The 25,039-nt window shown below is 70.8% G+C and carries 25 protein-coding genes, 1 tRNA gene and 2 pseudogenes; 4 read left to right on the forward strand and 24 right to left on the reverse strand.

From position 1 onward, the window contains the following. Nucleotides 1-25: 25 nt before the first annotated feature. The 7 genes from L0H79_RS02440 to L0H79_RS02470 all read right to left on the reverse strand — a co-directional run bounded on the left by L0H79_RS02440 (nt 26) and on the right by L0H79_RS02470 (nt 4,437). Nucleotides 26-706, reverse strand: a complete 681-nt coding sequence (locus L0H79_RS02440) for a MerR family transcriptional regulator (RefSeq protein WP_301482954.1) — start codon at nt 704-706, stop codon at nt 26-28. 6 nt (nt 707-712) lie between these two features. After that, nucleotides 713-1,108: an FHA domain-containing protein gene (locus L0H79_RS02445; RefSeq protein ID WP_301482975.1), complete on the reverse strand. Its 396-nt coding sequence runs from the start codon at nt 1,106-1,108 to the stop codon at nt 713-715. Nucleotides 1,109-1,265: 157 nt separating this feature from the next. Beyond that, a complete protein-coding gene (gene gcvH, locus L0H79_RS02450) occupies nt 1,266-1,655 on the reverse strand; it encodes a glycine cleavage system protein GcvH (protein ID WP_301482955.1) in 390 nt (129 codons plus the stop codon). Between the two features lie 105 nt (nt 1,656-1,760). Further along, nucleotides 1,761-2,549, reverse strand: a complete 789-nt coding sequence (locus L0H79_RS02455) for a DUF881 domain-containing protein (RefSeq protein WP_301482956.1) — start codon at nt 2,547-2,549, stop codon at nt 1,761-1,763. Between the two features lie 2 nt (nt 2,550-2,551). Beyond that, nucleotides 2,552-2,884 (reverse strand): small basic family protein, encoded by a 333-nt coding sequence (locus L0H79_RS02460; RefSeq protein ID WP_301482957.1) that lies wholly within the window; start codon nt 2,882-2,884, stop codon nt 2,552-2,554. Nucleotides 2,885-2,917: 33 nt separating this feature from the next. Continuing rightward, a complete protein-coding gene (locus L0H79_RS02465) occupies nt 2,918-3,820 on the reverse strand; it encodes a DUF881 domain-containing protein (RefSeq protein ID WP_301482958.1) in 903 nt (300 codons plus the stop codon). Continuing rightward, nucleotides 3,817-4,437, reverse strand: coding sequence for a CDP-alcohol phosphatidyltransferase family protein (locus tag L0H79_RS02470; RefSeq protein ID WP_301482959.1), 621 nt, complete (start codon nt 4,435-4,437; stop codon nt 3,817-3,819). The genes L0H79_RS02465 and L0H79_RS02470 overlap by 4 nt, the downstream gene beginning before the upstream one ends. A gap of 284 nt (nt 4,438-4,721) precedes the next feature. On the opposite strand from L0H79_RS02470, the gene L0H79_RS02475 reads away from it, so the two are divergent. Continuing rightward, the gene (locus tag L0H79_RS02475; protein WP_301482960.1) at nt 4,722-5,807 is read left to right on the forward strand and encodes a hypothetical protein; all 1,086 of its coding nucleotides are present in this window, start codon (nt 4,722-4,724) and stop codon (nt 5,805-5,807) included. 14 nt (nt 5,808-5,821) lie between these two features. Here the strand turns inward: L0H79_RS02475 and L0H79_RS02480 are convergent, their stop codons facing one another. From L0H79_RS02480 to L0H79_RS02550, 15 genes are all read right to left on the reverse strand, one after another. After that, nucleotides 5,822-6,214 (reverse strand): META domain-containing protein, encoded by a 393-nt coding sequence (locus L0H79_RS02480; protein ID WP_301482961.1) that lies wholly within the window; start codon nt 6,212-6,214, stop codon nt 5,822-5,824. 196 nt (nt 6,215-6,410) lie between these two features. Continuing rightward, nucleotides 6,411-6,484, reverse strand: a tRNA-Pro gene (locus L0H79_RS02485). A 121-nt stretch (nt 6,485-6,605) separates the two neighbouring features. Then, nucleotides 6,606-8,078: a ribosome biogenesis GTPase Der gene (gene der / locus L0H79_RS02490; RefSeq protein ID WP_301482976.1), complete on the reverse strand. Its 1,473-nt coding sequence runs from the start codon at nt 8,076-8,078 to the stop codon at nt 6,606-6,608. Nucleotides 8,079-8,095: 17 nt separating this feature from the next. Next, nucleotides 8,096-8,806, reverse strand: a complete 711-nt coding sequence (locus L0H79_RS02495) for a 1-acyl-sn-glycerol-3-phosphate acyltransferase (RefSeq protein WP_301482962.1) — start codon at nt 8,804-8,806, stop codon at nt 8,096-8,098. Continuing rightward, nucleotides 8,803-9,510, reverse strand: a complete 708-nt coding sequence (cmk, locus tag L0H79_RS02500) for a (d)CMP kinase (RefSeq protein WP_301482963.1) — start codon at nt 9,508-9,510, stop codon at nt 8,803-8,805. The genes L0H79_RS02495 and cmk overlap by 4 nt, the downstream gene beginning before the upstream one ends. A 39-nt stretch (nt 9,511-9,549) precedes the next feature. Then, on the reverse strand, nt 9,550-10,626 hold the full coding sequence (locus L0H79_RS02505) for a prephenate dehydrogenase (RefSeq protein WP_301482964.1): 1,077 nt from the start codon (nt 10,624-10,626) through the stop codon (nt 9,550-9,552). Between the two features lie 31 nt (nt 10,627-10,657). Then, nucleotides 10,658-11,590, reverse strand: a complete 933-nt coding sequence (locus tag L0H79_RS02510; RefSeq protein WP_301482965.1) for a pseudouridine synthase — start codon at nt 11,588-11,590, stop codon at nt 10,658-10,660. After that, nucleotides 11,587-12,204: an SMC-Scp complex subunit ScpB gene (scpB, locus tag L0H79_RS02515; protein ID WP_301482966.1), complete on the reverse strand. Its 618-nt coding sequence runs from the start codon at nt 12,202-12,204 to the stop codon at nt 11,587-11,589. Before scpB ends, L0H79_RS02510 begins: the two co-directional genes overlap by 4 nt. Further along, the gene (locus L0H79_RS02520; protein WP_301482967.1) at nt 12,201-13,217 is read right to left on the reverse strand and encodes a ScpA family protein; all 1,017 of its coding nucleotides are present in this window, start codon (nt 13,215-13,217) and stop codon (nt 12,201-12,203) included. Before L0H79_RS02520 ends, scpB begins: the two co-directional genes overlap by 4 nt. A 4-nt stretch (nt 13,218-13,221) precedes the next feature. Beyond that, nucleotides 13,222-14,160 (reverse strand): ParA family protein, encoded by a 939-nt coding sequence (locus L0H79_RS02525; protein WP_367652424.1) that lies wholly within the window; start codon nt 14,158-14,160, stop codon nt 13,222-13,224. A 61-nt stretch (nt 14,161-14,221) separates the two neighbouring features. Further along, nucleotides 14,222-15,121, reverse strand: a complete 900-nt coding sequence (gene xerD, locus L0H79_RS02530; protein WP_301482978.1) for a site-specific tyrosine recombinase XerD — start codon at nt 15,119-15,121, stop codon at nt 14,222-14,224. 38 nt (nt 15,122-15,159) lie between these two features. After that, nucleotides 15,160-16,275, reverse strand: coding sequence for an alanine dehydrogenase (gene ald, locus L0H79_RS02535; protein WP_301482968.1), 1,116 nt, complete (start codon nt 16,273-16,275; stop codon nt 15,160-15,162). Nucleotides 16,276-16,299: 24 nt separating this feature from the next. Continuing rightward, nucleotides 16,300-17,634, reverse strand: coding sequence for a histidine--tRNA ligase (gene hisS, locus L0H79_RS02540; RefSeq protein ID WP_301482969.1), 1,335 nt, complete (start codon nt 17,632-17,634; stop codon nt 16,300-16,302). Continuing rightward, nucleotides 17,631-18,332 (reverse strand): MBL fold metallo-hydrolase, encoded by a 702-nt coding sequence (locus L0H79_RS02545; RefSeq protein WP_301482970.1) that lies wholly within the window; start codon nt 18,330-18,332, stop codon nt 17,631-17,633. Before L0H79_RS02545 ends, hisS begins: the two co-directional genes overlap by 4 nt. Before the next feature lie 2 nt (nt 18,333-18,334). Beyond that, on the reverse strand, nt 18,335-18,688 hold the full coding sequence (locus L0H79_RS02550; protein WP_301482971.1) for a VOC family protein: 354 nt from the start codon (nt 18,686-18,688) through the stop codon (nt 18,335-18,337). Nucleotides 18,689-18,840: 152 nt separating this feature from the next. On the opposite strand from L0H79_RS02550, the gene L0H79_RS02555 reads away from it, so the two are divergent. The 3 genes from L0H79_RS02555 to L0H79_RS02565 all read left to right on the forward strand — a co-directional run bounded on the left by L0H79_RS02555 (nt 18,841) and on the right by L0H79_RS02565 (nt 22,792). Continuing rightward, a complete protein-coding gene (locus L0H79_RS02555) occupies nt 18,841-19,668 on the forward strand; it encodes a peptidylprolyl isomerase (RefSeq protein WP_301482972.1) in 828 nt (275 codons plus the stop codon). Next, nucleotides 19,665-21,188 carry a DUF349 domain-containing protein gene (locus tag L0H79_RS02560; protein WP_301482973.1) on the forward strand — a complete coding sequence of 508 codons (1,524 nt, stop codon included), beginning with the start codon at nt 19,665-19,667 and terminating at the stop codon, nt 21,186-21,188. The genes L0H79_RS02555 and L0H79_RS02560 overlap by 4 nt, the downstream gene beginning before the upstream one ends. 323 nt (nt 21,189-21,511) lie before the next feature. Continuing rightward, a complete protein-coding gene (locus L0H79_RS02565; RefSeq protein ID WP_301482974.1) occupies nt 21,512-22,792 on the forward strand; it encodes a transposase in 1,281 nt (426 codons plus the stop codon). Nucleotides 22,793-22,806: 14 nt separating this feature from the next. Here the strand turns inward: L0H79_RS02565 and L0H79_RS02570 are convergent. Both L0H79_RS02570 and L0H79_RS02575 read right to left on the reverse strand, forming a co-directional pair. Next, nucleotides 22,807-23,289 (reverse strand): annotated as a pseudogene (locus L0H79_RS02570) (recombinase family protein); the annotation flags it as partial. A 230-nt stretch (nt 23,290-23,519) separates the two neighbouring features. Continuing rightward, nucleotides 23,520-24,823: pseudogene (locus L0H79_RS02575) on the reverse strand (IS4 family transposase). Nucleotides 24,824-25,039: the final 216 nt, after the last annotated feature.

Below are 25,039 nucleotides of genomic sequence, written 5' to 3' on the forward strand. Positions count from 1 at the left end.
CGTACCCCGCGGCAGTCCGGTTGCGTCAGCGGTCGATTCGGGCCTTGACGAGCGCCACGTGCAGGGCGATGCACGACGTCAGCATCTCCGCGGCGGCGTCGTCGCGGGCCTCCCCACGGCTCGTGGACAAGACCTGGTGGACCAGCCCGATCTCGCGGTCGGCGGCCGTGCGGAAGGGACGCAGGTGGCGGGCCTCGAGCCCGTGGGCGGCCAGACGACCCGCCGCGATGGCCACGTCGAGGTCGTTGGCGTCGAAGTGCCCGGCCGGGTCCGGCTCGAGCAGCCCGAAGCTCTCGAGTGCGTGGAAGGTCTCGCGGTCGAGACCCGCCGCCGAGCGCAGCTCGGGGCCGGTCAGGGACAGGACCCGCCGGGTCCGCAGGTGCGCCGGCCGCGGCAGGTCGGGGTCCGGGGACGGCGCCGGCGCTGTGGGCAGCCCACCAGGCTGCTCGGACTCGGCCAAGCCACGGTCCAGGGCGTCGAGCGCCTCCTTGATGACCCGCAGGGGCCAGTACCGCTCGCGCTGCGCGGTGAGGATGTAGCGCATCCGCTCGACATCAGCCTCGGAGTAGGTCCGGTAGCCGGACGGTGTCCGCTCGGGAGTGAGCAGGCCCTCGGTCTCCAGGAAGCGGATCTTGGATGGGGTCAGGTCGGGGAACTCGCCGGTGAGCGCGGCGATGAGCCGACCGATGGTCAGCCGGGCCGCCACCGTAGGTCAGTCGGAGTAGTAGACGAGACGGAACTTGCCGATCTGGACCTCGTCGCCCGTCGTGAGGACGGCTTCGTCGATGCGCTCCCGGTTGACATAGGTCCCGTTGAGCGAGCCCGCGTCACGCACGAGGTACCCATCCGCACCCTGACGGGTGAAGACGGCGTGCTTGCGTGACACGGTCACGTCATCGAGGAAGATGTCGGAGTCGGGATGCCGCCCGGTGGTCACCGCCTCGTCGTCGAGCAGGAACCTGGCACCGGTGTTCGGGCCACGCTGGACGATCAGCAGTGCGGTGCCCGGTCGCAGAGCCCCGATCGTGGCTCGGTCCTGGGTGCTCAGCCCGCTCGGATGCGCTTCCGCGTGCTCCGTGTCGCCGGCGGGCACGCCTTGGAACCGCATGGTGCGCGGTTCGTTGGCGTCGTCGTCCCCTGCCGGCGGGGTCGTGGCGTCGTCGTGCTCGTCGCTCACGCGGGGGTCCTCCTCATCGGTGTCGCTGGGCTTGCTTCGGTCTCACGATAGTTCACCCGAAGCCACCCGGGTATATGCCCGGAATGCGTCAGGATGTCAGCGACGCCTGGTACTCCGCGGCACCCATGAGATCGTCGGCGGCCGTGGCATTCTCCAGGCGCATCTCGAACATCCAGCCTTCACCGTAGGGGTCGGTGTTGATGAGCTCGGGCGCGCCGTCCAGCGCCTCGTTGACGGCGGTCACCTCGCCCGCGAGCGGGGCGTAGATGTCGCTCACGGACTTGGTCGACTCGACCTCGCCGCACGAGTCGCCGACCGCGAGGCTGTCCCCGACCGCGGGAAGGGAGACATAGACCACGTCGCCGAGGGCGTCCTGCGCGAAGGCCGTGATGCCGATCCGGACGGTGTCCCCCTCGCTGCGCACCCACTCGTGGTCGGTCGTGTAGCGCAGGTCGTCGGGGTAGCTGAGCTCGGTCATGTCGCTCCTGTGATTGTCGTGAAGGCCCGCCACCAAGTGGTGGAGTCGGCACGTTGAGAGAATGCCATGCGGGACGCCTCGGGCGCAGGATGAACGCTCGGCGGGTCATCCCGGTGGCTGTTCTGTCGGCGTGGCGTGGACCAGCGGCGTGCGGTGATGGATCGAGGTGACCCTGATGTCGTCGACCTCCGTCACGACCGCTGTTCCCCCCTTCTGTCGCATCGTCTCGACGACGCCACCGGGGATGGTCATCGCAGAGGCGAGTGTCTTGGAGTCGCCGATCGCCTTGACCTGGATCGGCCGTTGTACCTGGTGGCCGTCGACGAGGATCGCGTCGTCCCGGGTCTCGACGAAGCTCGACGCGACGACCCTCACCCCGCCGATGTCGATCACCTCGGCACCTGCGTCGCGCAGCTCCTGGATGAGGTCGATGACCACCGGACCGGTCACCTGCCGCTCCGGGTCGCTGATCATCACCTGGATCCCCGGGCCGTGGGCGGGCAGGCTGCCGGCGAGGATGCCGAGCGTGTCGACCCGTTTCTGCGCCTGCGCGATCGCCTCGGTCGCGTCGTCGGTGCCGTTCTTGAGCCGGTCGCGGGTTGTCTCGAGCTCGCGGACCTGCTGGTCCAGTCGGGAGGCACGCAGCGAGACGTCGTCGAGTACGTTGACCAGCTCGCTCTGGCTGAGATCCTCCAGCCCGCGGGCGTTGGTCAGCTGGACCTGGGTGGCGATGCTGACGCCGAGGAGGGTGGCGAGCAGCGCGGCCAGGACATTGGCCTTGGTCAGCCGCGGGCGACCCATCCGGACGAGGCGCCGCCACGCGGCGACGCCGTCGGCCGAGCCCATCCGCGGGCGCGCACCCCCGGTCTGCTCACCTCCGCTCGGCTCGGTCACGGTCAGGCCCGGAAGAGGTGGCGCCTGATCGAGGCCACGTTGGAGAAGATCCGGACGCCGAGCACGACGACGACACCGGTGGACAGCTGGGTGCCGACGCCCAGCTGGTCGCCGAGGAAGACGATGAGGGCCGCGACGACGACGTTGGACAGGAACGAGACGACGAAGACCTTGTCGTTGAAGATCCCGTCGAGCACCGCCCGGACGGCCCCGAAGACGGCATCGAGTGCCGCGATGATGGCGATGGGCAGATAGGGCTGGAGCCACAGCGGCACCGCGGGGTCAAGGAGCAGCCCGACGAGCAGCCCGACGAGTAGTCCGATGGCTGGGATCACCGTGTCCCCTTCCTCGAGTCCCTCAGGTGGTGCTCAGGAGCCAGATCCCGTCGTGGGTGGTCGGGCAGATGGTACGTCGGAAGGGATGGGCTTCGCGAACTCGACATGCATCGACGAGTCGCCCGGGACCGTGAGGGCCTTCGAGGCGGCGAAGGCGGCGCGGATGCCATACTGCCGGGTGAGCTGGTCGAGGTAGACCCCGGCGAAGGATGGTCCGAACACCCGCTGCATCTGCTCGGGGTCGCCGAGGGCAGTGATCACGTATGGCCGCGACAGCGGCCGGAAGTCGACGATGACGGCTTGGCCCGCGAACCGGATCGCTGCGGTCGAGGTGAGCCGCTGTCCGTTGATGGAGATCGCCTCGGCACCTGCGCCCCAGAGGCCGTTGACGACGATCTGCAGGTCGCCGGCGGCGACACGACCCGAGTCGAAGCCCCCGCTGGGTCTCGTGCCCGCCTGGGCATCGGTCCCGGCGCTCGTCGCGTCGTCGAGGGTCAGGGTCAGGCCGGGACCCGCCAACGGGGTGAGCCCGGCCTGAAGCGCGTACTGCTCGATCTGGGTCGTCAGGTCGGGTGCGCCGGACTGGGCGAGCGCCATCTCCTCGTAGCCGCGGACCTCCTTGGTCAGGGCCCGGATCTGTGCCTCGCTCTGGGCGGCTCCGGACTGTAGCGTCTCGATCCGCTCGATCAGCTCGGCCCTGGCCTGCGCAGCGACGCTCGGTTTGGGCCGCAGCGCCTTCGCGCTCACGGCGAACATGAAGCCGATGAGCAGCGCCATCACGACGACCAGAACCGTCCGGGTCGGCGTCGCCTGGGGCAGCCCGGCCCGTCTTCTGCGCTTGGCCGCCTCCGCGTAGCCGGGGTCGAGTGGTCGCCTGATCATCGAGGTGATCAGGGACATCGAGGCGTCCGGTGCTCTCGGAGGGGAGGTGCTCATCGAGCCCTCGGCGCACGTCGGTGGCTGGCCCGGGACAGGACGAACTTGGCCTGGATCGCATAGAGGACCGCAGCCAGCCAGTAAAGGACCAGGCCCCACCATGCGAAGGCCCAGCCGATCGGTCGCGCGAGGTTGGCGATGAGGTCGTCGCCGTGGGCGAGCAGCAGGAGGGGGAAGGCGTAGAGCAGGCTGAAGGTCGCAGCCTTGCCGACGAAGTGAACTGGAAGCCCGATCTGCCCACGACTGCGCAGGTGCAGCAGCATGACGAACATCACCGCCTCGCGGGCCAGGAGCACGATGACGAACCAGAGTGGGATGATCTCGCGCCACGCCAGGCCGACGAGTGTCGAGAGGATGTAGAGGCGGTCGGCGACCGGGTCGAGGAACTGCCCGAGCCGTGACTCCATCCGGAACGTGCGCGCGATCTTGCCGTCGGCGTAGTCGGTGATACCGGACACGGCCAGCACGAGGAGGGCAAGCCCGTCGCGGCGGGTCACGATGGCCCACAGGAAGAGCGGCACACCGACGAGCCGGAGCATGGACAGGACGTTGGGGAGCGTGAAGAGCCGCCCGGACACCCTGCCCGTGCGCCCGGATGCTCCCAGGTCCTCGGTCACACGCTGAGCCTAACCGTCGCCGCACGCCGTCTCGGATGCCGCTGCGTCGGCTGTCGGGCGGTCGGTCACAGCAGGGCGGTTCACCATCTGCGATGCCCGGCTGTCGTTCGGCACCGGTGCCACCGCAGTGATGCAAGCAGCACAATCCACAGGCCGACCGACCGGACCGACATGGCGTCGGCCGGTGCGTCAGAATGGGTGGCAACGCAACAGCTCACCTCCCTCCCGCGCGCTCGCCGCGTACCATGCACTCGCCCAATCCGGTATACCCAAGGTCGCCAATCATGACGTCGCCACCTCCTCTCGAGCGATCCTCGGACACGACTGCAGACCGCGTCGTCGAGGCGCTGGTCCACGAGTCCCTGATCCCGACCGATGCCCGCACCCGTGCGGTGAGCATCGTCTCCCAGGCGCTCACCCGCCCGTCGTCCACCGTGCCCCCCGGCGCGGGCCTGGCCAGTGCGGCTGCCGACGACCGGGTCACAGCGCCTGGAGATGCCTTCCGCCGTGTCCTCGTCGAGGTGCTCGCCTACGTGGGCGCGGTTCTCGTCGTCACTGCCGTCATGCTCTTCATGGGCGTCCGCTGGTACGTCATGGACTTCGCGGCGCAGCTTGCAGTGCTCGCGGTCACGACGGGGCTCCTGGCCGCGGCGGGGCTGGCCGCGATCCCACGGTCCGTCCGCAAGGACGGTGTCCGGCAGCCGAGCCATGACATCCGTCGCCGTCTCGCGTCCGTCCTGCTGACCGGCGCGGCCGTCGCCGTCGCGTTGATCGTCGCCCTTGTCATCGACCACGTGCAGCTTTCCACCTCGTCGGGTGCCTGGGCGCTGCCCTACCTCACCCTCGCCCTCGTGTGCGTCGTGGGCTATGTCCTGTCCCCCAGCCTGGCCGGCCAGCTCGGTGTCTGGTTCGGCACGGTGTTCGCCCTGCAGCTGGCGCTGGAGTGGTGGTTGCCCGCTGACGGCGCGGTCGGTTACGGCCTGACGCTCCTCGGGATCGGTGTCATCTGGGCGGGCGGGGTCGAGGCGGGGTGGTGGCGCGAGGTGACAGTGGGACGCTTGCTCGGCTGCGGGACGGCGTTCGTCGGCACCCAGACGATCGCACTGAGCGGCCCTTCCTCGGCGCTCGGGTACGCCTTGTGCTTCCTGCTCGCGGTGGCCGGGTTCGGCTTGTACCTGTCCCGCCAGGCCTGGGCCTACCTCGCCCTCGGCGTGGCTGCCCTGACGGTGTCGGTCACGCAGGCTGCGGTGGACTGGTTCGCGGACTCCATCGGTGCCGCCGGCATGCTCCTGGTCGCGGGAGCCACGTTGCTCGGCTCTTCCCTCGCAGCGATGCGGCTGTGGCGAGAGGCGCCGGGCTCGCGAGGGTGATCAAGTGGCCGAGATCACCGCTTGTCCAGGGTGCCGATCTGGGTCCCGTCTTTGTCGAACAGTGTCAGCGTGTCCCCTGAGCGGGTCGCCGACGCCGCCTTGGAGAGCCACGTGTCGATGCCCTCGCAGGCCATGAGGGTCGTCCGGAAGGCACCGAGATCGAACTTGCCGTCGGCGAGCGTGCCGTGACCGGCCATCGAGTTGCATCCGTCGGTGCCGTTGAAGGCCCCGTCCTCGGCGATCGTGATCGACGGCTGGCCGGTCGCCTCCTTACCCCACGACCCGGCGACCGGACTTCCGGCCGCGGTGGTCGGCGAGTTGGTAGGGCTCGCGTCAGAGGAGCATCCGGTGAGCGCCAGCGTGGCAGCAAGGGCGAGCATGGGGACGAGGGCGTTTCGTGTTCGCATGGGTACTCATCTCGGTTAGGTCAGCTACCCGGTGGGGCACACTCTGTCACGCCGGACGCGCGCGACGGCGCGCATTCACGGCGGCACGGCGGCAAACCCGCGCAAGCGCGCCGCGTGTTCGAGGTCGATGCGGAAGACCGACATCCAAGAGCGTGCACATGCCGTCGATGGGACCATCTGCCGGTGACCCGCCGCGTCGGGCTGACAGGATTTGAACCTGCGACCCCTTGACCCCCAGTCAAGTGCGCTACCAAACTGCGCCACAGCCCGTTGCCCCGCTAGCGGGGCGTCTGCACCTTAGCGCACGGCCGCCCACCCGTCGCAATCGAGTCCCGGCTGCCCGGGTCCCCCTCGCCCGGCGCGGGGGTGAGCAGCATACGGGCCTGGCGGCCTAGCGGCGGCGCCTCTCGCGCACCCGCACCGACAGCTCGATCGGGGTGCCCTCGAAGCCGAACTCCTCACGCAGGCGCCGCTCGAGGAAGCGGCGGTAGCCGGCCTCGATGAACCCGGACGCGAAGAGAACGAACCGCGGTGGCCGGGTCGAGGCCTGGGTCGCGAAGAGGATTCGGGGCTGCTTTCCGCCGCGGACCGGGTGCGGGTGGGCGGCGACGACGGCGCCGAGGAACGCGTTGAGCCGGGACGTCGGGACGCGCCGGTCCCACGAGTCGAGGGCGGTCTCGAGCCCGGGCACGAGCCGGTCGACGTGCCGCCCGGTGCGCGCGGAGACGTTGACGCGAGGCGCCCACGGGACCTGGACGAGCTCCTGCTCGATCTCGCGTTCGAGGTAGTAGCGGCGCTCCTCGTCGAGGGTGTCCCACTTGTTGTAGGCGATCACCAGCGCCCGGCCGGCGTCGATGACCTGCTGGATGACGCGGACGTCCTGCTCGGCGATCGGCTGCTCGGCGTCGATCAGGACGATGGCCACCTCGGCCTTCTCGAGTGCGGCCTGGGTGCGCAGGGAGGCGTAGAAGTCGACTCCTCGAGCCTGGTGGGCGCGTCGGCGGATCCCGGCGGTGTCGACGAAGCGCCAGGTGCGCCCGCCGAGCTCGATGAGCTCGTCGACCGGGTCGCGCGTGGTGCCGGCGACATCGTCGACGACGACCCGGTCCGTGCCGGCGAGCTTGTTGAGCAGGCTCGACTTGCCGACGTTGGGCCGGCCGAGCAACGCGACCCGGCGCGGACCACCCGGTGCGTAGGCTCCGTGCGCGGAGACCTCGGGCAGGACCTCGAGGACGGCGTCGAGAGCGTCGCCGCTCCCCCGGCCGTGCAGGGCCGAGACCGGCCACGGCTGGCCGAGCCCCAGGTTCCACAGCATCGTCGCGTCCGACTCGCCGCGCTCGTCGTCGACCTTGTTGGCCACCAGGACGACGGGCTTGCCGGAACGGCGCAGCAGCTTGACGACGGCCTCGTCGTCGTCGGTCGCGCCGACCGTCGCGTCGACGACGAACACGACGACGTCGGCCAGCTCGATGGCGATCTCGGCCTGTTCGGCGACCCGCAGGTGGAGGCCGGTCGCGTCGGCCACCCAGCCCCCCGTGTCGACCAGCATGAAACGCCGCCCGGCCCACTCCGTCTCGTAGGAGACCCGGTCGCGGGTCACTCCCGGCACGTCCTCGACGACCGCCTCGCGGCGCCGCAGGACCCGGTTGACCAGGCTCGACTTGCCCACGTTGGGCCGCCCCACGACGGCGACCACGGGCAGCGGGGGCCCGGTCGGCGTGGTGCCCCCGGCGCCGCCCTGGTCCTCGACGAGGGCCCGGTCCTCCGGGCTGAGGTCGAACTCGGCGAGGCCGGCGCGCAACGCGCGCTCGACCGAGGTGTCGTCGGGGGAGACCGGATCGCCGGGCGCGGCTCGCACTGGCATCCGTGCGGTCTCGTCGGTCACGGTGTCCCCTCATCGTTCGGCGGCGCGGGCACATCGGCGTCCGGCGTCCCATTGTCCATCGGGGCATTGTCCCCCCGCGCTCGACGTACGTGCTCGGCGAGCACCGCCCGCACCTGCTCGGTGGCCGCCCGCAGCCGTTCACGACCGGACAGCGACGGGTCGACATCGAGGCTGAAGGGCTCGCCATAGGCGACGGTGAGGCGTGAGAACGGGCGCGGCCAGGTGTCCTTGGACCCGCCCGGCACTCGGGTGCCGAGAACGGCCACGGGCACGACACGGGCGCCGGTGCGCAGCGCGATCCACGCGGCACCCTGGTTGACCTGCTCGACCTCCCCCCCGCTGCGGTTGCCCTCCGGGAAGATGCCCACCGCGCCACCACCTGCCAGCACGGCGACCGCGGTCGCGAGAGCCGTTCGGTCCCCGACGGTGCGGTCGATCGGGATCTGCCCCACCGTCCGCAGCACCCGCCCGAAGGGCCCGGTGAAGGCCTCCTGCTTGACCAGGAAGCTCACCGGCCGCGGGGCGAGCGAGAAGACGACCGGGCCGTCGAGGAAGGCCGCGTGGTTGGCCACGAGGATGACGGGTCCGGTCCGAGGCACGCGGTCCGGATCCCGGGTGCGCCCCCGGTATGCCGTGTGGAACACCGCGACGCCGACCCAGCGCCCGAGCCTCGCCCGCCAGGGCGCCGGCGCTTCGAGGGCGGTCATGGTCGGGCTGCTGCGACGATCTGCAGCACCGCGGCCACCGACTGCTCGAAGTCGAGGTCGGTGGTGTCGAGGGTCGTGACGCCGTCTGCCGCGACCGTGAACTGGGAGACCGTGGAGTCGGCGAGGTCACGCTCGACGATCTGGGTGCGAGTCGCCGCGACGGACGCGGGGTCGGCCGCGCCGTGCAGCTCCCGCGACCGTCGGGCGAGCCTGGCCTCCTCGGAGGCCGTGAGCAGGATACGGACCGGGGCATCCGGCACGACGACGGTCGTGATGTCGCGGCCCTCGGCGACGACCCCGCCGAGGGCCGCGCCGGCCTCGGAGACCAGCCGGCGCTGCAGCTGCCGGAGGATCTCGCGGACCGGGATGATCCTGGCGACCTTCGAGACCTGCTCGGAGATCCGTGTCTCGCGGATCGCGGCCGAGACGTCGTGGCCACCGACGTGGACGGTCGGTGCGTCCGGGTCGGTCCCGATCGTCAGGGGCAGCTCGCGGGTCGCGGCGATGACGGCGGCCTCGTCCTCGAGGTCGACGCCCTGCTCGAGGCACCACCACGTGGCGGACCGGTACATCGCGCCGGTATCGAGGAAGCCCAGGTCCAGGGTGCGCGCGACCTGTTTGGAGACGCTCGACTTGCCCGACCCGGACGGGCCGTCGATCGCGATGACGAATCCGGTCAGCGGGGTGTCGACGCCAGCAGCCATGGCCTGCAGCCTACTGGCCCGTCACGGGCGCATCCGGCATCACTGGTGCACCCGCCACCCCTGCCGCTCGAGCGCCTCGAGCAGGGGCTCGAGCGAGGCCGGCACGACGGACAGGTAGGCGATGCCCACGGCCTGTCCGATCCCGTGCTCGAGCTGGAGGTCCTCGAGGTTGACGCCGGCGTCGCCGACGTCGGCGAACAGCCTGCCGAGGGACCCCGGCTCGTCCGGCACGACGACCGAGACGATCTCGTATGCCGCCGGGGCGGCGCCGTGCTTGCCGGGGATCCGGGCATGGCCGAGGTTGCCTGCCTCGAGGACCCGGCTGATCGTGCCGAGGGCCCCCTCGCTCCGACCGGCGACGATCCCCTCCAGGGCATCGATGACCTCCGTCACCCGGTCCTGCACCTCGTGTAGGACCTGCAGCACCGCTGGTGCGTTGCCGTAGAGGATCTGGGTCCAGAGTCGAGGGTCGCTGGCCGCGATCCGGGTCACGTCACGCAGGCCCTGCCCGGCCAGCCCGACCGCGTGCTCGGGCAGCTCCCGCAGGCAGCCGGCCACAAGACTCGCGGCGAGCTGCGGCAGGTGCGAGACCGTGGCCACGGCCGCGTCGTGCTCGGTGGCCGGCATGACCCGGACCGCCGCGCCCACCGCGGTCGCCATGGCCCGGACCGCCTCGACGGCTCGAGGGTCGGTGGCGTCGTGCGGGACGATCACCCAGGCACGCCCGTCGAAGAGGTCGCCGCGGGCGGCCGCGGTCCCCGGGCGTTCCCGGCCCGCCATGGGATGGGAGCCGACATACCGGGTCACGTCGACCCCGGCAGCAAGGACCTCGCGCAGGATGATCTCCTTGACCGACGCCACGTCGGTGACGACCGCCTCCGGCCAGCGCCGCAGCGCCGCGACGATCACCTCGCCGCAGACATCCGGCGGGGCGGCCACCACGACGACCTCCGGTGTCTCGTCGACCTCGATCCGGCCGGCTCGCAGGTCCCGCGCGAGCCACCGCGCCGTCGGCGACGGGTCGTCGAGCGCGACGTCGTAGCCCGCGCCGGTCAGGGCGATGCCCAGGCTCGTCCCGATGAGCCCGGTGCCGATGATCCGTACGCGCGCTCTCACGTCTCGAAGCGTAGCGACGCCCGTGGCCGGCTCAGAGACCAGCAGCCTTGTACAGCGCCGCGACCTCTGCACGCCCGAGCCGGCGGGTCCGTCCCGGGCGCAGGTCGGCCAGCCGGATCGGCCCGACCTCGGTGCGCACCAGCGAGAGGACCGGGTGTCCGGCCTCGGCGAGCATCCGCCGCACGACATGCTTGCGCCCCTCGTGCAGGATCACCTCGACGAGGGCCTTGCCGGGCCGGGAGTCGACCACCCGGAACGCGTCGACCCGGACCGGTCCGTCCTCGAGGTCGATGCCGTCCCGCAGGCGTTTGCCGAGGTCGCGCGGGACCGGGCCCTGGATCTGGGCGAGGTAGGTCTTGAGGACCCCGTAGGCCGGGTGCTGCAGCCGGTGCGCGAGGTCGCCGTCGTTCGTCAGCAGGAGCAGACCCTCCGTGTCGGCGTCGAGTCGCCCCACGTGGAAGAGCCGGTCGTCCCGGTTGCCGAGATAGTCGGTGATCGAGAGACGGCCGAGCTCGTCGTTCATGGTGGTGATGACGCCCTTGGGCTTGTTGAACGCGAGGTAGACCCGCTCCTCGTCGAGGTTGACCCGCTCACCGTCCACCCGCACGACCTGACGCTTCGGGTCGATCCGGACGCCGAGCTCGGTGACGACCTGTCCGTCGACCTCGACGCGCCCGTCGGCGATGAGGTTCTCGCACACGCGACGGGAGCCGACCCCCGCCGCGGCGAGCAGCTTCTGCAGGCGCACCCCTGCGGGGTCGTGGACGTCGACGGTGGGGATGGCGGGTCGGGCCGGCAGGCGGGTCGGCTGGCCCGGCTTCGTAGAGCCGGCGAAGCGGGGTGCCTTGCCGCCCTGGCGGGCGTCTCTCGGCAGGGACCGGGCGCGCTGACCACGCGGTTGTTGCCCCTTGTGCGGTCCCTTCCCCCGAGGCGTGCGGGGCGAGCGTGAGTGGTCCTCGTTCATGCGTGGCCCTCCTCGACGAGCTCGTCGATCACGTCGGCATCGGGCAGGAAGGGTGCCAGGGCGGGCAGCTCGTCGAGCGTGCGCAGGCCCATCCGCTGCAGGAAGTACGGGGTCGTCCGGTAGAGCGTCGCACCGCCCTCCCCGGGGTCCTCGGTCTCCTCGACGAGGCCACGGGCCAGCAGGGTTCGCACGACGCCGTCGACATTGACCCCACGTACCGCGCTGACCCTGCCCCGCGAGACCGGCTGGCGGTAGGCGATGACCGCCAGCGTCTCGAGGGATGCCTGGGTCAGCCTGGCCTGCTGGCCGTCCAGGAGGAACCGCTCGACTACCGGGGCGAAGTCGGCCCTGCTGTACACCCGCCACCCGCCGGCGACGTTGCGCAGCGTGAACCCGCGCCAGCTCGCCGCATAGTCCTGCTCGAGGGCGAGGAGGTGGTCGTGGACCTGGCCGACGGGCAGCTCGAGGGCCGACGCGAGCGCGAGCTCGGTCACCGGCTCGTCGACGACCATGAGGACGGCCTCGAGGGCCGCGCGCGGCCCGCCCGGCATGGCGTGCACGTCGAGGCCGGCCGGATCCGCCTCGGCCTGCGGGCCGATCTGCTCGTCACTCATGATGTCCCTTCTGCGGGCTGCTCCCCCGGGCTCGGCCCGTCCGTATCGTTCCCGTCCGTATCGTCCCCGTCCGCGTCGGTGCCGGCATCCCGGTCGTCGAACTCGCCGGTCTCGTCGAACTCGTCGGTGATGGCGACATCGCCGGAGGCGGCGCCGGTCCACCGGATATCGAGCTCGCCGAGCGCCTGGGCCTGCTCGAAGGCGATGGCCGACTCCTTGAACAGCTCGAGCAAGGCGAGGAAGCGGGCGACGATGACCAGGGTGCTGTCGGCATCGGCGACGAGGGCCCGGAAGGAGACCTGCCCCCGCACCCGGAGCCGCTCGATCAGGATCGTCGCCTGCTCGCGGACGCTGACCCGCGGCGAGTGCAGGTGCTCGAGCCCGACGCTCGGGGGGGCCTTCGGGGTCAGGGCGCGAGCCGCGATCATGGCGAACTGCTCGGGTGTGACCGAGATGACCAGCTCTGGAAGCAGCGCGGCGAACCGCGGCTCGAGCCCGGCCTGCCTGGGCGCGATACGGCCGACCGTGGCCATCCGGTCGGCGAAGGCGTCCGCGATCTGCTTGTAGGCGCGGTACTGCAGGAGCCGGGCGAAGAGCAGGTCACGGGCCTCGATGAGGGCCAGGTCCTCCTCGTCCTGAGGGCCGGGCTGAGGCAGCAGCCGGGCCGCCTTGAGGTCGAGCAGGGTTGCGGCGACAACGACGAACTCCGACGCCTGGCTGAGGTCCCATGACGGGCCCGAGTCGTCGGTTGCCTGGGCCGCCTTGAGGTGGGCCACGAACTCGTCGGTGACCTTGGACAGGGCGACCTCGGTGATGTCGAGCTTGTGCTTGGCGATGAGCCCGAGCAGCAGGTCGAACGGCCCCTGGAAGACGTCGAGGTGGACCTCGAAGGGCGCGCCGGTACGCCGGGTGAGGACACCACCGGGAGTCATGGCCGACGACCGGTCCCCGGGCAGGCTCGGCAGGTGTACGGCGTCGGCCGGCCCCCGGTCGACGAGGTCGGGCTCGCTCATCGGATCAGGCCGCGTCGCCACGTGCGATGAGCTCGCGCGCCAGCTGCCGGTAGGCGTCGGCGCCCGAGTGGTTCGGCGCGTAGGCCGTGATCGGCTCGGCGGCCAGCGTCGCGTCGGGGAACTTGACCGTGCGACTGATCACGGTGTGGAAGACCCGGTCGCCGAAGTGGTCGACGACCGAGCGGACCACCTCGCGGCAGTGCAGGGTGCGTCCGTCGTACATGGTCGCGAGGATGCCGTCGACCTGCAGGCGGGGGTTGAGCCGGTCGGTGATCTTCTCGATCGTCTCGACGAGCAGGGCGACGCCGCGCATCGCGAAGAACTCGCACTCGAGCGGGATGATGACGCCGTGCGAGGCGGTGAGGGCGTTGACGGTCAGCAGGCCGAGGGACGGCTGGCAGTCGATGAGGATGACGTCGTAGTCGTCGGCGACCGGTCGGAGCACCCGGGTGAGCACCTGCTCGCGGGCCACCTCGCCGACGAGTTGGACCTCGGCCGCGGACAGGTCGATGTTGGCCGGGACGATGTCGAGGTTGTCGGTCGCGGTGCGCTGGATGATCTCGCGGATGTCGTGCCCGCCGCCGACGAGCAGGTTGTAGATGGTCCGGTCGAGCTCGTGGGTGCGCAGGCCGAGCCCGACCGACAGGGCGCCCTGCGGGTCGAAGTCGACGAGCAGCACGCGCCTGCCCAGCTCGGCCAGTGCGGCACCGAGGTTGATGGTCGTCGTCGTCTTGCCGACCCCGCCCTTCTGGTTGCACATCGCGATGATGCGCGCCGGGCCATGGGTGCTCAGCAGGGCAGGCTCGGGGTAGTGGGGCACCGGCCGGCCGGTCGGGCCGAGCGCCGGCTGCGATGCGGCGTTGCTCTCGTGCGGGCTGGGGAGGTCACCGACCTGGCCGGCCTGCGCCGCCACCTGCGCCGCCTCCTGGGTCTCCTCGTTCACCCTGGTGTCCACTCCGCTCCGTCGTGCCCGGTCAGCGTCGCGCTGATCAGGCCCGACCTTATCAGCGCGCCCGGGGATGAGCCTCGGCGTAGACCTCCCGGAGCCGATGCACGGAGACCATCGTGTAGATCTGGGTCGTCGTGACCGAGGCGTGCCCGAGCAGCTCCTGCACGACGCGCACATCTGCGCCTCCGTCGAGCAGGTGCGTGGCAAACGAGTGCCGCAGCGTATGCGGCGACACGTGCTCGCGCAGGCCCGCGCGGCCGGCCACCGCCTGGAGCACCAGCCAGGCCGACTGGCGCGAGAGCCGGGCTCCGCGCCGGCCGAGGAAGAGCGCTGGGCCGGCCCGTCCGGCGGCCGAGAGGGCAGGTCGAGCTCGGGTCAGATAGGCGCCAAGGGACTCGGCGGCATACCGGCCGATGGGGACCACGCGCTCCTTGGCGCCCTTTCCGACGAGGCGCACGGCGCGCACCTCGAGGTCGAGGTCGTCCACGTCGAGGCCGACGGCCTCGCTGATGCGGGCTCCCGCGCCGTAGAGCAGCTCGAGCAGCGCACGATCGCGCAGCGACAGGGGTGGGTCGCCGACGGAGGCCGCCTCGAGGAGCCGCTCGACCATGTCCACGGGGATCGCCTTCGGGAGGCGGGAGGGTGGGCGCGGGGGCGCGACGTGCGCGGCGGGATCGGTGTCCGTGATCCCCTCGAGGGCGAGGAACCGGTGCAAGCCGCGGACCGCGGCGAGGGTCCGCGCCGTGGAGGAGACGGCCAGGCCCGGGTGGCCGGAGTCTCCGAGGCGCAGGTGGGCGAGGAAGCCGGTGACGTCGGCCTCATGCACCGCTGCCGCGTTGGTGATGCCCCGTTCGGTGAGGAAGTCGCGGTAGCGGCCGAGGTCGCGACGGTACGCGGCGAGGGTGTTGGCCGCCGCCCCGCGTTCCACGCGGACATGGTCGAGCCACGCGCTGATGTCACGTTCCAGGGGGGTGGTGCGCTGGGTGCCGGCGGTCAGGAGAGCACCTCGGCGAGCGAGGTGAAGGAGAGGCCGTGTCCTTGGGCGACGGGCTCGAACACGACCGCGCCGCCGTGGGTGTTCAGGCCGAGCGCGAGGGAGGGATCGGACCGCAGGGCATCGCGCCAGCCGTGGTCGGCGAGTGCGACGGCGTAGGGCAGCGTGACGTTGGTGAGCGCGTAGGTGCTCGTGTGCGGCACGGCGCCGGGCATGTTGGCCACGCAGTAGAAGATCGAGTTGTGCACCGGGTAGGTGGGGTCGGTGTGCGTCGTCGGGTGGGAGTCCTCGAAGCAGCCGCCCTGGTCGATCGCGATGTCGACGAGTACCGAGCCCGGACGCATCCGGGCGACCTGCTCGTTGGTGACGAGCCTCGGGGTGCGGGCACCGTGAACGAGGACGGCCCCGATGACGAGGTCGGCGTCGGCGATGGCGTTGCCGATCTCGTAGGCATTGGATGCGACGGTCTGGCAGTGGCCCTGGTAGACGAAGTCGGCGTGTCGCAGCTTGCTGATGTCCTTGTCGAGCAGGAGCACCTCGGCCTGCATGCCGAGGGCGATGGCTGCGGCGTTCATCCCGGCGACGCCGGCACCGATGACCACGACCTTGGCCGCGTAGACACCGGACACCCCGCCGAGCAGGATGCCACGGCCACCGTGCGCGCGCAGCAGCGCCTGGGCGCCGACCTGGGGAGCCAGCCGTCCCGCTACCTCCGACATCGGGGCGAGCAGCGGCAGCGACCCGTCGTGCAGCTCGACGGTCTCGTAGCCGATCGCAGTGACCCGCCGGCGGGTGAGCTGCTCGGTGAGGGGTCGGTCGGCGGCCAGATGCAGGTAGGTGAAGACGGTCTGGCCCTCGTGCAGGTAGTCGTACTCGTCGGGGACGGGCTCCTTGACCTTGAGGAGCAGCTCGGCCGACTCCCAGACCTGCTCGGCCTTGGCGACGAGCACGGCTCCGGCGGCCCGGTAGTCGTCGTCGGTGATCGCCGAGCCGACCCCGGCTCCCTCCTCGATGACGACCTCGTGGCCGTGGGCGACCAGCTCGGTGACCCCGGCCGGCGTGATCGCAACCCTGAACTCGCTGTCCTTGACCTCACGCGGTATGCCGACCTTCATACCTCCCACAGTAGTGTCGCCGGGTCAGTCGCGCCTCGAGACGGCGGGGTGCAGGTCTTCGGCGGGCGGGGCCCAGGCCCGCGAGTCGGCGGGGAGCTGCGCGCCGGAGCGGATGTCCTTGACCTCGTCGCCGGCCTGCCCGGCTCCCGGGAACCACACGTACGGGATGCCCCGGCGCTCGGCGTAGCGGATCTGCTTGCCGAACCTCGCGGCCGACGGGGCGACCTCGCAGGCGATCCCGCGAGCCCGCAGCGCCGTGGCCACCGCCACCGACTCGTCACGAGACCCGTCGTCCTTCAGGGCGACGAGGACCGCGGCCGGGGTGGACCGGTCGGCGGTGACGAGCCCGCGGCCGACGAGCAGCCCGAGGATCCGGGTCACGCCGATCGAGATACCCACTCCGGGGTAGGTGTGCCGGCCGTCGGAGGCGAGGGCGTCATACCGGCCGCCGGAGCAGAACGAGCCCCACTGCTCGTGCCCGACGAACTGCGTCTCGTAGACCGTGCCCGTGTAGTAGTCGAGCCCGCGGGCGATCCGCAGGTCGGCGACGACGCGTCCCGGTGCGTGCGCCTGACCGGTCCGGACGACGCGGGCGAGCGACTCGAGGCCCTCGTCGAGCAGCGGGTGGCTCACCCCCAGCTCGTGGACGCGCTCGACGAAGGACAGGTCGGGGGTGCGGATCTGCGCCAGCGCGAGGCACTGCGCCGCCTGTTCGGGTGTGGCGCCCGACTCGATCAGCAGCTCGCTCACCTGTGCGTGCCCGAGCTTGTCGAGCTTGTCGACGATCCGGAGGGTCCCGACGACGTCGGTCAGGCCGATGCCCTGGTAGAAGCCGCCCGGGATCTTGCGGTTGTTGACCTGGATCACGAACTCGCCGACCGGGAACCTGTCGAAGACGTCGGCGATGACCAGGGGCATCTCCGCCTCGAAGTGCGGGGACAGCTCGCCGAGGTCGACGACGTCGATGTCGGCCTGGGTGAACTCGCGGTAGCGCCCCTCCTGGGGCCGCTCACCGCGCCATGCCTTCTGGATCTGGTAGCGCCGGAAGGGGAAGTGCAACTTGCCGGCGTTCTCGAGGACGTACCGCGCGAACGGCACGGTCAGGTCGAAGTGCAGCCCCCACCTCGCCTCCTCGTCGTCACCGGCGAGCCGGGAGACGCCGTAGATCTCCTTGTCGGTGTCGCCGCCCTTGCCGGTCAGTCGCTCGATCGGCTCGATGGAGCGGGTCTCGATCGAGGCGAAGCCGTGCAGCTCGAAGGTCTCCCGGATGACGTCGAGGAAGCGCTGCTCGACGATCCGCTCGGCGGGCAGGTACTCCGGGAACCCGCTGATCGGGGTGATCTTGGCTGACGTGCTCACGCGGGCAAGTGTTGCAGGTAGGGGTTGTTCTCCCGCTCGTGGGCCATCGTCGTGGCGGGCCCGTGCCCCGGCAGGACGAGGGTCGTGTCCGCCAGCGGCAGGACGACCTCGCGGAGGCTGCGCTGCATCGCCGCGTGGTCGCCTCCCGGCAGGTCGGTCCGTCCGATGGACCCGGCGAACAGGACGTCACCGGACAGCATGGTGCAGTCGAGGTCCACGTCTGCGCGAACCCCGTCGGGGACCTGCCTCGTCCCGAAGAGCACCGAGCCCTCGGTGTGCCCGGGAGCGTGCCGGACCTCGAACTCCAGCCCGGCCAGCGTCAGCCGCGTCCGGTCCTGGATCTCGACGACGCTGGAGGGCTCGGCCCAGGTGGCCTTGCGGCCGAACTGCTGCTCGAGCATGGCGATGAGGGCCGGATGGGTGCCCGCGAGCGGGTCGCGCAACCGGTAGCGGTCCTCCGAGTGGATGTATGCCGCCGTGTCGGCGCCGCACACCGGTGTGACCGCCCAGACGTGGTCGACATGGCCGTGCGTCAGCAGGACGGCGGCCGGCCGCAGCCGGTGGGTCGTGAGCACCTCTTGAAGCGCCTGCTCGACCCCGACGCCCGGGTCGACGACGACGCACTCCTGACCGGGGCCGGGCGCCAGGACGTAGCAGTTGGTGTCGAACGCCTGGGCGGGGAACGCGACGGTCAGCACGGTCAGCGGGCCAGCGGGCTGTAGAACACCAGACCGTTGCCCATGTTGTCGTAGCACACGGCGCGTCGCTCGTGGGCATCGTCGTACGGGCCCTTGATGACCGCGCCGCCGCTCTCCTCGATGCGCTGCGCTGCCGCGTCGACGTCGCTGGTCTTGATGCCGACCACGACCCGGCCATGGATCGGGTGGTCCACCCTGGTCGCGAGGGCCAGGGTCACCGACCCGCCGTCGAGGGCCGCGAAATGTGAGCCGTCGCGGAACTTCAGGGGCATCCCGAGAGTCTCGGAGTAGAACTTGATCGACTCGTCCAGGTCGTCCGTCGACAGGACGATCATCCGCACATCATGCTCGGCCACAGCTGACTTCCTTTCGCCAGCGGCCATGCTAGTTCCCCCGCGGCCCGGGGGTTGTGTCGTCCAGTCGTGACCCTGCGGCCCGCACCGGGCAGGGCTGTGTCTCTAAAATGTCCGAAGCCCGGCACGTCGGTGGTCCCGCCAAGGAGAGGAACGTGACGAAACAGCAGGAGCACGCCCGCGCGCGGCGCCGCAAGGAGGCACGGCGTGGCACCCAGCAGGTAATCAGCGAGAGCGCCAAGGACAAGCGGCTCTTCGGCGCCATCCTCGCGGTGATCCTCGTCGTGGCCGCGGCCATCGCCATCCCGCACTTCCTGCCCGACTCGGATGCGGCTCCCGCGGCGGCACCGACACCGGCCGCGGCGACGACTGCCGCCCTCGAGGAGGGGCAGCGGCTCGCCGCCGGGTGTGAGCAGCCACCGACCCTGCAGACGACCCCGAAGACCTTCGCGACGGTGCCGGACAAGAAGACCGCGGCAGGCCGGACGTTCGTCGCGACCGTCACGACGACCTGCGGCGACCTCACGTTCGAGCTGGACGGGACCAAGGCGCCGCAGACCGTCGCGTCGTTCGTCTTCCTGGCCGAGCGGGGCTACTGGGCTCCGAGTCCCTGCCACCGCGTGACGAGCGCGGGCATCTTCGTCCTGCAGTGCGGCGACCCCACCGGCACTGGCTCAGGGGATCCCGGCTACGGCTTCGGCGTCGAGAACGCCCCGAAGGACGGCGTCTACCCGGCCGGTACGCTGGCGATGGCCCGCACCTCCGACCCGAACAGCAACGGCGGCCAGTTCTTCATCACGTACAAGAAGACGACGCTGCCGACCAAGGGCGGCGGTTACACGATCTTCGGCACGGTGACCGACGGGCTCGACATCGTCAAGAAGATCGCCTCGCACAAGGCCCTGCCCCCCAACCAGAACGACGGCACCCCGGTCTCCCCCATCAGCATCCTCAGCGTCAAGGTGACGGAGAAGAAGGCATGACTGACACGACGAACCAGTCCGAGCAGCCCGAGCAGGAGACGGAGTCCGCGCCTGAGCCGGTGACCACGGACGTCGACACCACGCAGTCCGCGCCTGAACCGCAGGCCACGGACGTCGACACCACGCAGTCCGCGCCTGAACCGCAGGCCAGCGTTCCCCCGGTCCCCAAGCCCAGCGGCATACCGAAGCCGAGCGCCATCCCGACGCCCGCGTCGATGGCGCGCCCAGGCCCCCGGCCGGTGCCCCCGGCCGCGAACGAGGACCACTCGGCGGCAGCTGCCTTCGGCCGCGTCGACGAGAACGGGATCGTGCACGTACGGACGAAGGAGGGCGAGCGCGAGGTCGGCAGCTTCCCGGGCGCAAGCCCCGAGGAGGCGCTGACGTACTTCGCGCGCAAGTACGACGAGCTGTACGCGTCCGCGGTCCTGCTCGAGCAGCGGCTCGCCCAGCCCGAGGTGCCGTCCAAGGATGTCAACGACGCCCTCAAGAAGCTCATCGAGCAGGTCGAGGCCGCCGCCGTCGTCGGTGACCTCGATGCGCTGCACGCCAAGCTCGACGAGATCCAGTCCGGCGTCGCCCAGAAGCGCAACCTCGAGCAGGAGGCCCGTGCTGCGGCCAAGGTGCAGGCGACGACCGAGCGGGAGGCGATCGTCGCGGCGGCCGAGACCATCGCCGACCAGCCGGAGAACAAGATCCAGTGGAAGCAGAGCGGCGCGCGGATGCGCGAGCTGCTCGACGAGTGGAAGCAGCACCAGCGCGCCTCGACCCGTCTCGACCGCGACGCCGAGACGGCGCTGTGGCAGCGCTTCAGCACCGCCCGCAACCGCTTCGACAAGGCCCGGCGCACGCACTTCGCCGGCCTCGACGCGGTGCACGGGGAGGCGAAGGCGGCCAAAGAGCGGCTCATCGAGGAGGCCGAGCGCCTCTCGACGAGCACCGACTGGTCGGCGACGGCCGGCGCCTTCAAGCGGCTCATGGACGAGTGGCGTCACGCGGGACGGGCGAGCAGGTCCGACGACGACAAGCTGTGGGCCCGCTTCAAGGCGGCCCAGGACGCGTTCTTCGGGGCCAAGGACGCGGTCGTGGCGGCCGAGGAGGAGCAGTTCCGGGGGAACCTCGGCGTGAAGGAGGGCCTGCTCAGCGAGGCCGAGGGGCTCGTGCCGGTGACCGACCTCGAGCAGTCCAAGGTGGCGTTGCGCTCGATCCAGGACCGGTGGGACGCCGCGGGCAAGGTGCCCCGCGCCGACATGGACCGCATCGAGAAGGCCCTGCGCCGGGTCGAGCAGGCGGTCCGCGACGCCGACGAGAAACGCTGGAAGTCGTCGAACCCGGAGGTCGCGGCGCGGGCGCAGGGCATGGTCGACCAGCTCGAGCGGGCGGTCTCCGACCTCGAGTCCGACCTCGCCAAGGCCCAGTCCTCGGGCAACGAGGCCAGGATCCGCAAGGCCCAGGAGTCGCTCGATGCCCGGCGTGCGTGGCTCGAGCAGGCAAAGAGCGCAGCCAATGAGTATGGCGGCTGAGCCAAGGTGTGAGGATCGACCGAGCGCCAGCGAGGGAGGCCCGGAGCGCCGGTTCGGCTCGGCCGCCCAGAAGGTTCGGCGGCTGAGCCAAGGTCGTGGGGGCCGATCGGTGGCGCAACCCGGACGCGGACCTGCCGGCCGACTTCGAGGAACACCGGGCCGAGCACTACCGCGAGCTGCGGAAACCGCTGGACCCGGCCGAGTTCATCGCGGGGCTGCGCGGGGAGCTGACCGACGAGCTGGGCAGGTTGAACGAAGCACTGCCACAGCTGCCGTGGCTCGCGATCAGCGAGCGGCGAGCCGGAGCGATCAAGCTGACGCCGGTGCCGGCGCAGCACGAGCCGCGTAACCTGCGCCAGCTCAAGGCCGAGGTGCGCCGCCGCTGGGGCACCGTGGCGCTGGTGGACATCCTCAAGGAGAGGGTGCTGCGCACCGGCTGTCTGGAGGTGGTCACCTCGGTCAGCGGCGGCGGCAGCATTCCCGCGTCGGTGCTGGCCGAGCGACTGCTGCTGGCGATCTACGCCTACGGCACCAATACCGGCATCCGCGCCGTCGCCGCGGGCGGGCACGGGCACAGCGAAGACGAGATCCGTTACGTCCGCCGCCGCTACTTGAGCCTGGACGCCGCGCGGGCGGTCGCGATCCGCATCGCCGACGCGACCTTCGCGGCGCGGCGGGCCGTCCTGTGGGGTGTCGGTTCGACTGCGGTCGCCTCGGACTCCACTCACGTGCGGGCCTGGGACCAGAACATCTTCACCGAGTGGCACTCCCGCTACGGCGGCCGCGGTGTGTTGATCTACTGGCATGTGGAGCGTAAGTCGATGGTGGTGCACTCGCAGCTGATCTCCTGCACCGCATCGGAGGTTGCCGCGATGGTCGAAGGAGCGATGCGGCACAGCACCACCATGCGCCTGGAGGGCACCTACGTCGACTCTCACGGGCAGTCCGAGATCGGCTTCGGCATCACCCGACTGCTGGGCTTCGACCTGCTGCCCCGGATCAAGCAGATCAACCGGATCAAGCTCTACGTCGATGCCTCAGGTGGCCGCGACGCCTACCCGAACCTTGCCGCTGCGCTGACCAGGCCGATCCGCTGGGACCTGATCGCCGAGCAGTACGACATGACGATGCGCTACGCCACCGCGATCCGCACCGGAACCCCCACGACCGAGGCGATCCTGCGCCGGTTTACCCGCAGCGCCTCGCACCCGACCTACGCGGCGATGCTGGAGATCGGCCGCGCCCAGAAGACCATCTTCGTGTGCCGGTACTTGCGGCTGCGGGAGTTGCAGCGCGAGATCGAGGAAGGACTCAACGTCGTCGAGTCCTCTCACCGGGCCGGCGGCACCATCGCCGGCAACCACCGCGACGAACAGGAGATGTTCGTCGCCTGCCTGCGCATCCTGCAAGCCGCGCTGGTGTACGTGAAGACGCTGATGCTGCAAGACGTCCTCGTGGAGCCAGCCTGGTTCGAACGGCTCGGCGACGCCGATCGTCGCGGACTCACCCCGCTCTTCTGGAACCACGTGCTGCCCTACGGCGAGGTGAACCTTGATATGTCCAAACGGCTCACCCTCACCGATCCCGCAGCCCCGCCGCAGTGACCGCTGCGCTCTCGTCAGCCGGTGGAAGCGGCCGCACGCAGGTACTGGTACACCGTCTCGCGGCTGATCCCGAACTCCCGCGCCAGCGCTGCCTTCGCCTCGCCAGCATCGGCGCGCGCCTTCAGGTCCGCGACCTGCCCAGCGGTCAAGGAGGGCTTGCGGCCGCGGTAGGCGCCGCGTCGCTTGGCCAGCGCGATGCCTTCGCGCTGCCGCTCCCGGATCAGGGCACGTTCGAACTCGGCGAAGGCCCCCATCACCGACAGCAGCAGGTTCGCCATCGGCGAATCCTCACCGGTAAAGGTCAGCTGCTCCTTCACGAACTCCACCCGTACCCCGCGGGCGGTCAGAGCGTGGACGATGCGCCGCAGGTCGTCCAGGTTGCGGGCCAGCCGATCCAGACTGTGCACCACCACGGTGTCCCCGTCGCGGACGAACCCCAGCAACACCTCCAGCTGCGGGGGAGCAACGTCCTTGCCGGAGGCCTTGTCGGTATACACGCAATGCCACGTAGCGTAATCCGGGTCATGACGCGCGTGGGTGGACGGCGTGCAGGTTGATAGTGGGCGGCCGGTCGTGGCGGGTGCTGGCCGGCTCGTCGGGTCGCTTGACGCGGTAGCTGTTGTGCCGGGCGCGTTTGACAGCGCGCGGACACGTGCGCTGCCGGCGTTTCGGGATGCGCGCCCGCGCGATCCTCCTCAGGTGGCCGGGTAGTGCCGCGTGCCAGTCCTCAGGGGGGAATGTCCGCCGTCCCGGTAGCGGTACGGCGGATCAGGCGCACGGCCTTGGTGAAGGAGATCCGGTCCGGGTCCAGGTCCGCGGCGGCCAAGGCCCGCGCGATCAGCGCACAGATCGCGTGGTGCACGATCAGATGGGCCCAGATCTCCTGGTACACCAGGTCCGGCAGCCGCGAACGCAGCACCTTGCCCGGGCCCCGCAGATGCGTCTTGAGCTGGTCGTTGGCGGTCTCTTCCTCCCATCGCTGGTGATACGCCCCGGCCAGATCGTCCGGCCCGGCCTGCGGCCGGGTCGATGATCGACGTGAGGAGCACGACCAGCTCGCCGGTGCCGTTCCCGGCCCGGTCCGGCACGTCGTACTCGATCACCCGCACCAGCCGCGCCACCGGCAGCCCGTTGCTGCCGCGGGCGTCGGGATGCTCGGCCAGGTCGTGCCCGGCGCGGGCCGCGGCCAGGATCTTCTGACGGCGGGCACCGCGGATGCTCGAGTCCATGACCACGGACAGGTAGGTGCCGTCGGTCAGGACCTCGATGGCAGGCAGGGCCAGCTGGGTCGGGGCGCGCCACAACAGGGCGGCACCGGTCGCCGCGGCGGTGTCCCACGCGGCCCATGAGTAGAAGCCCCGGTCCGCGGTGAGCAGCTCGTCGGGGCGCAGCCGCGGGTAGATCCGCTGTGCGAGGCTCTTCTCCCCGACCGAGTACGCGTCGACCTCGGCGGCGACGAACGCGTGGGTGCCGCACTCGGCGAGGGCAACCACCCGCGCCTTGGGGAACGCAGACCGGTTCGCCCCGGACCCGGCATACCCGAACTCGGCCGCGTTCTGCTTCGAGTCGGGCACGTCCACCTCGAACCCGTCGATCGCCAGCAGCCGCCACCCGCGCAGGAACGACCCACGCGCCGTGCCCAACGCCGCCTCGCCCGCGCCCGGCCCAGCCTCCCCGCCGACCGGACCGCAGGTGCGCTCGAACAACTCGGGAAACACCTTCCGGCCCAAACGTTTCCGCGCCTGGGTGATCGCGCCGGCGGTCGGTACGCTCCAGGCCGCGTCCCAGCAGCCGAACCGGTCCAGCGACCCGGTCACCTTCGCCGCGACCTCCTCGTGGTCATCCTCCGGGAACAGGCACAACGCGAGCGTCAGATAGGTGATCACGTGCGCGGGCAGCTTGCCGTCCGAGCGGCGCTCCTTCTTCCCGCACACCGCCGACCGCCTCATCGACCGCGTCCCGCCCGACCGCCTCGACCAGCACCCCCAAGCTCACCTGATCCGGACGCGCCACTACCGCTGCTGAACCCATGACCGGCCATCCCAGCAGACCCACCCGTCACACCCGCCACGACACGCCGCACACCCACCGACAAAATTAGGCTACGTGGCATTGGGTATACACGCGGTCCAGCACGACGCCGTCGAGCTGCCGATCGACGTTCTGATCGAAACTACTCACCCCTGATGTACCCGTAAACATTCAGCCGGGGTTCCGGGTGAGGGCATGATTTGTGGCCGCCGGTGA

This window comes from Intrasporangium sp. (assembly GCF_030452765.1).
Taxonomy (GTDB): Bacteria; Actinomycetota; Actinomycetes; order Actinomycetales; family Dermatophilaceae; genus Intrasporangium_A.

What these genes read in the sequence shown, in the direction of transcription:
- L0H79_RS02475 (WP_301482960.1), top strand. Translation starts at nt 4,722, where the DNA reads ATGACGTCGCCACCTCCTCTCGAGCGATCCTCGGACACGACTGCAGAC.
- scpB (WP_301482966.1), bottom strand. Translation starts at nt 12,204, where the DNA reads ATGAGTGACGAGCAGATCGGCCCGCAGGCCGAGGCGGATCCGGCCGGC.
- L0H79_RS02480 (WP_301482961.1), bottom strand. Translation starts at nt 6,214, where the DNA reads ATGCGAACACGAAACGCCCTCGTCCCCATGCTCGCCCTTGCTGCCACG.
- L0H79_RS02510 (WP_301482965.1), bottom strand. Translation starts at nt 11,590, where the DNA reads ATGAACGAGGACCACTCACGCTCGCCCCGCACGCCTCGGGGGAAGGGA.
- cmk (WP_301482963.1), bottom strand. Translation starts at nt 9,510, where the DNA reads ATGGCTGCTGGCGTCGACACCCCGCTGACCGGATTCGTCATCGCGATC.
- L0H79_RS02560 (WP_301482973.1), top strand. Translation starts at nt 19,665, where the DNA reads ATGACTGACACGACGAACCAGTCCGAGCAGCCCGAGCAGGAGACGGAG.
- L0H79_RS02445 (WP_301482975.1), bottom strand. Translation starts at nt 1,108, where the DNA reads ATGCGGTTCCAAGGCGTGCCCGCCGGCGACACGGAGCACGCGGAAGCG.
- gcvH (WP_301482955.1), bottom strand. Translation starts at nt 1,655, where the DNA reads ATGACCGAGCTCAGCTACCCCGACGACCTGCGCTACACGACCGACCAC.
- L0H79_RS02465 (WP_301482958.1), bottom strand. Translation starts at nt 3,820, where the DNA reads ATGAGCACCTCCCCTCCGAGAGCACCGGACGCCTCGATGTCCCTGATC.
- L0H79_RS02495 (WP_301482962.1), bottom strand. Translation starts at nt 8,806, where the DNA reads ATGACCGCCCTCGAAGCGCCGGCGCCCTGGCGGGCGAGGCTCGGGCGC.
- ald (WP_301482968.1), bottom strand. Translation starts at nt 16,275, where the DNA reads ATGAAGGTCGGCATACCGCGTGAGGTCAAGGACAGCGAGTTCAGGGTT.
- L0H79_RS02520 (WP_301482967.1), bottom strand. Translation starts at nt 13,217, where the DNA reads ATGAGCGAGCCCGACCTCGTCGACCGGGGGCCGGCCGACGCCGTACAC.
- der (WP_301482976.1), bottom strand. Translation starts at nt 8,078, where the DNA reads ATGCCAGTGCGAGCCGCGCCCGGCGATCCGGTCTCCCCCGACGACACC.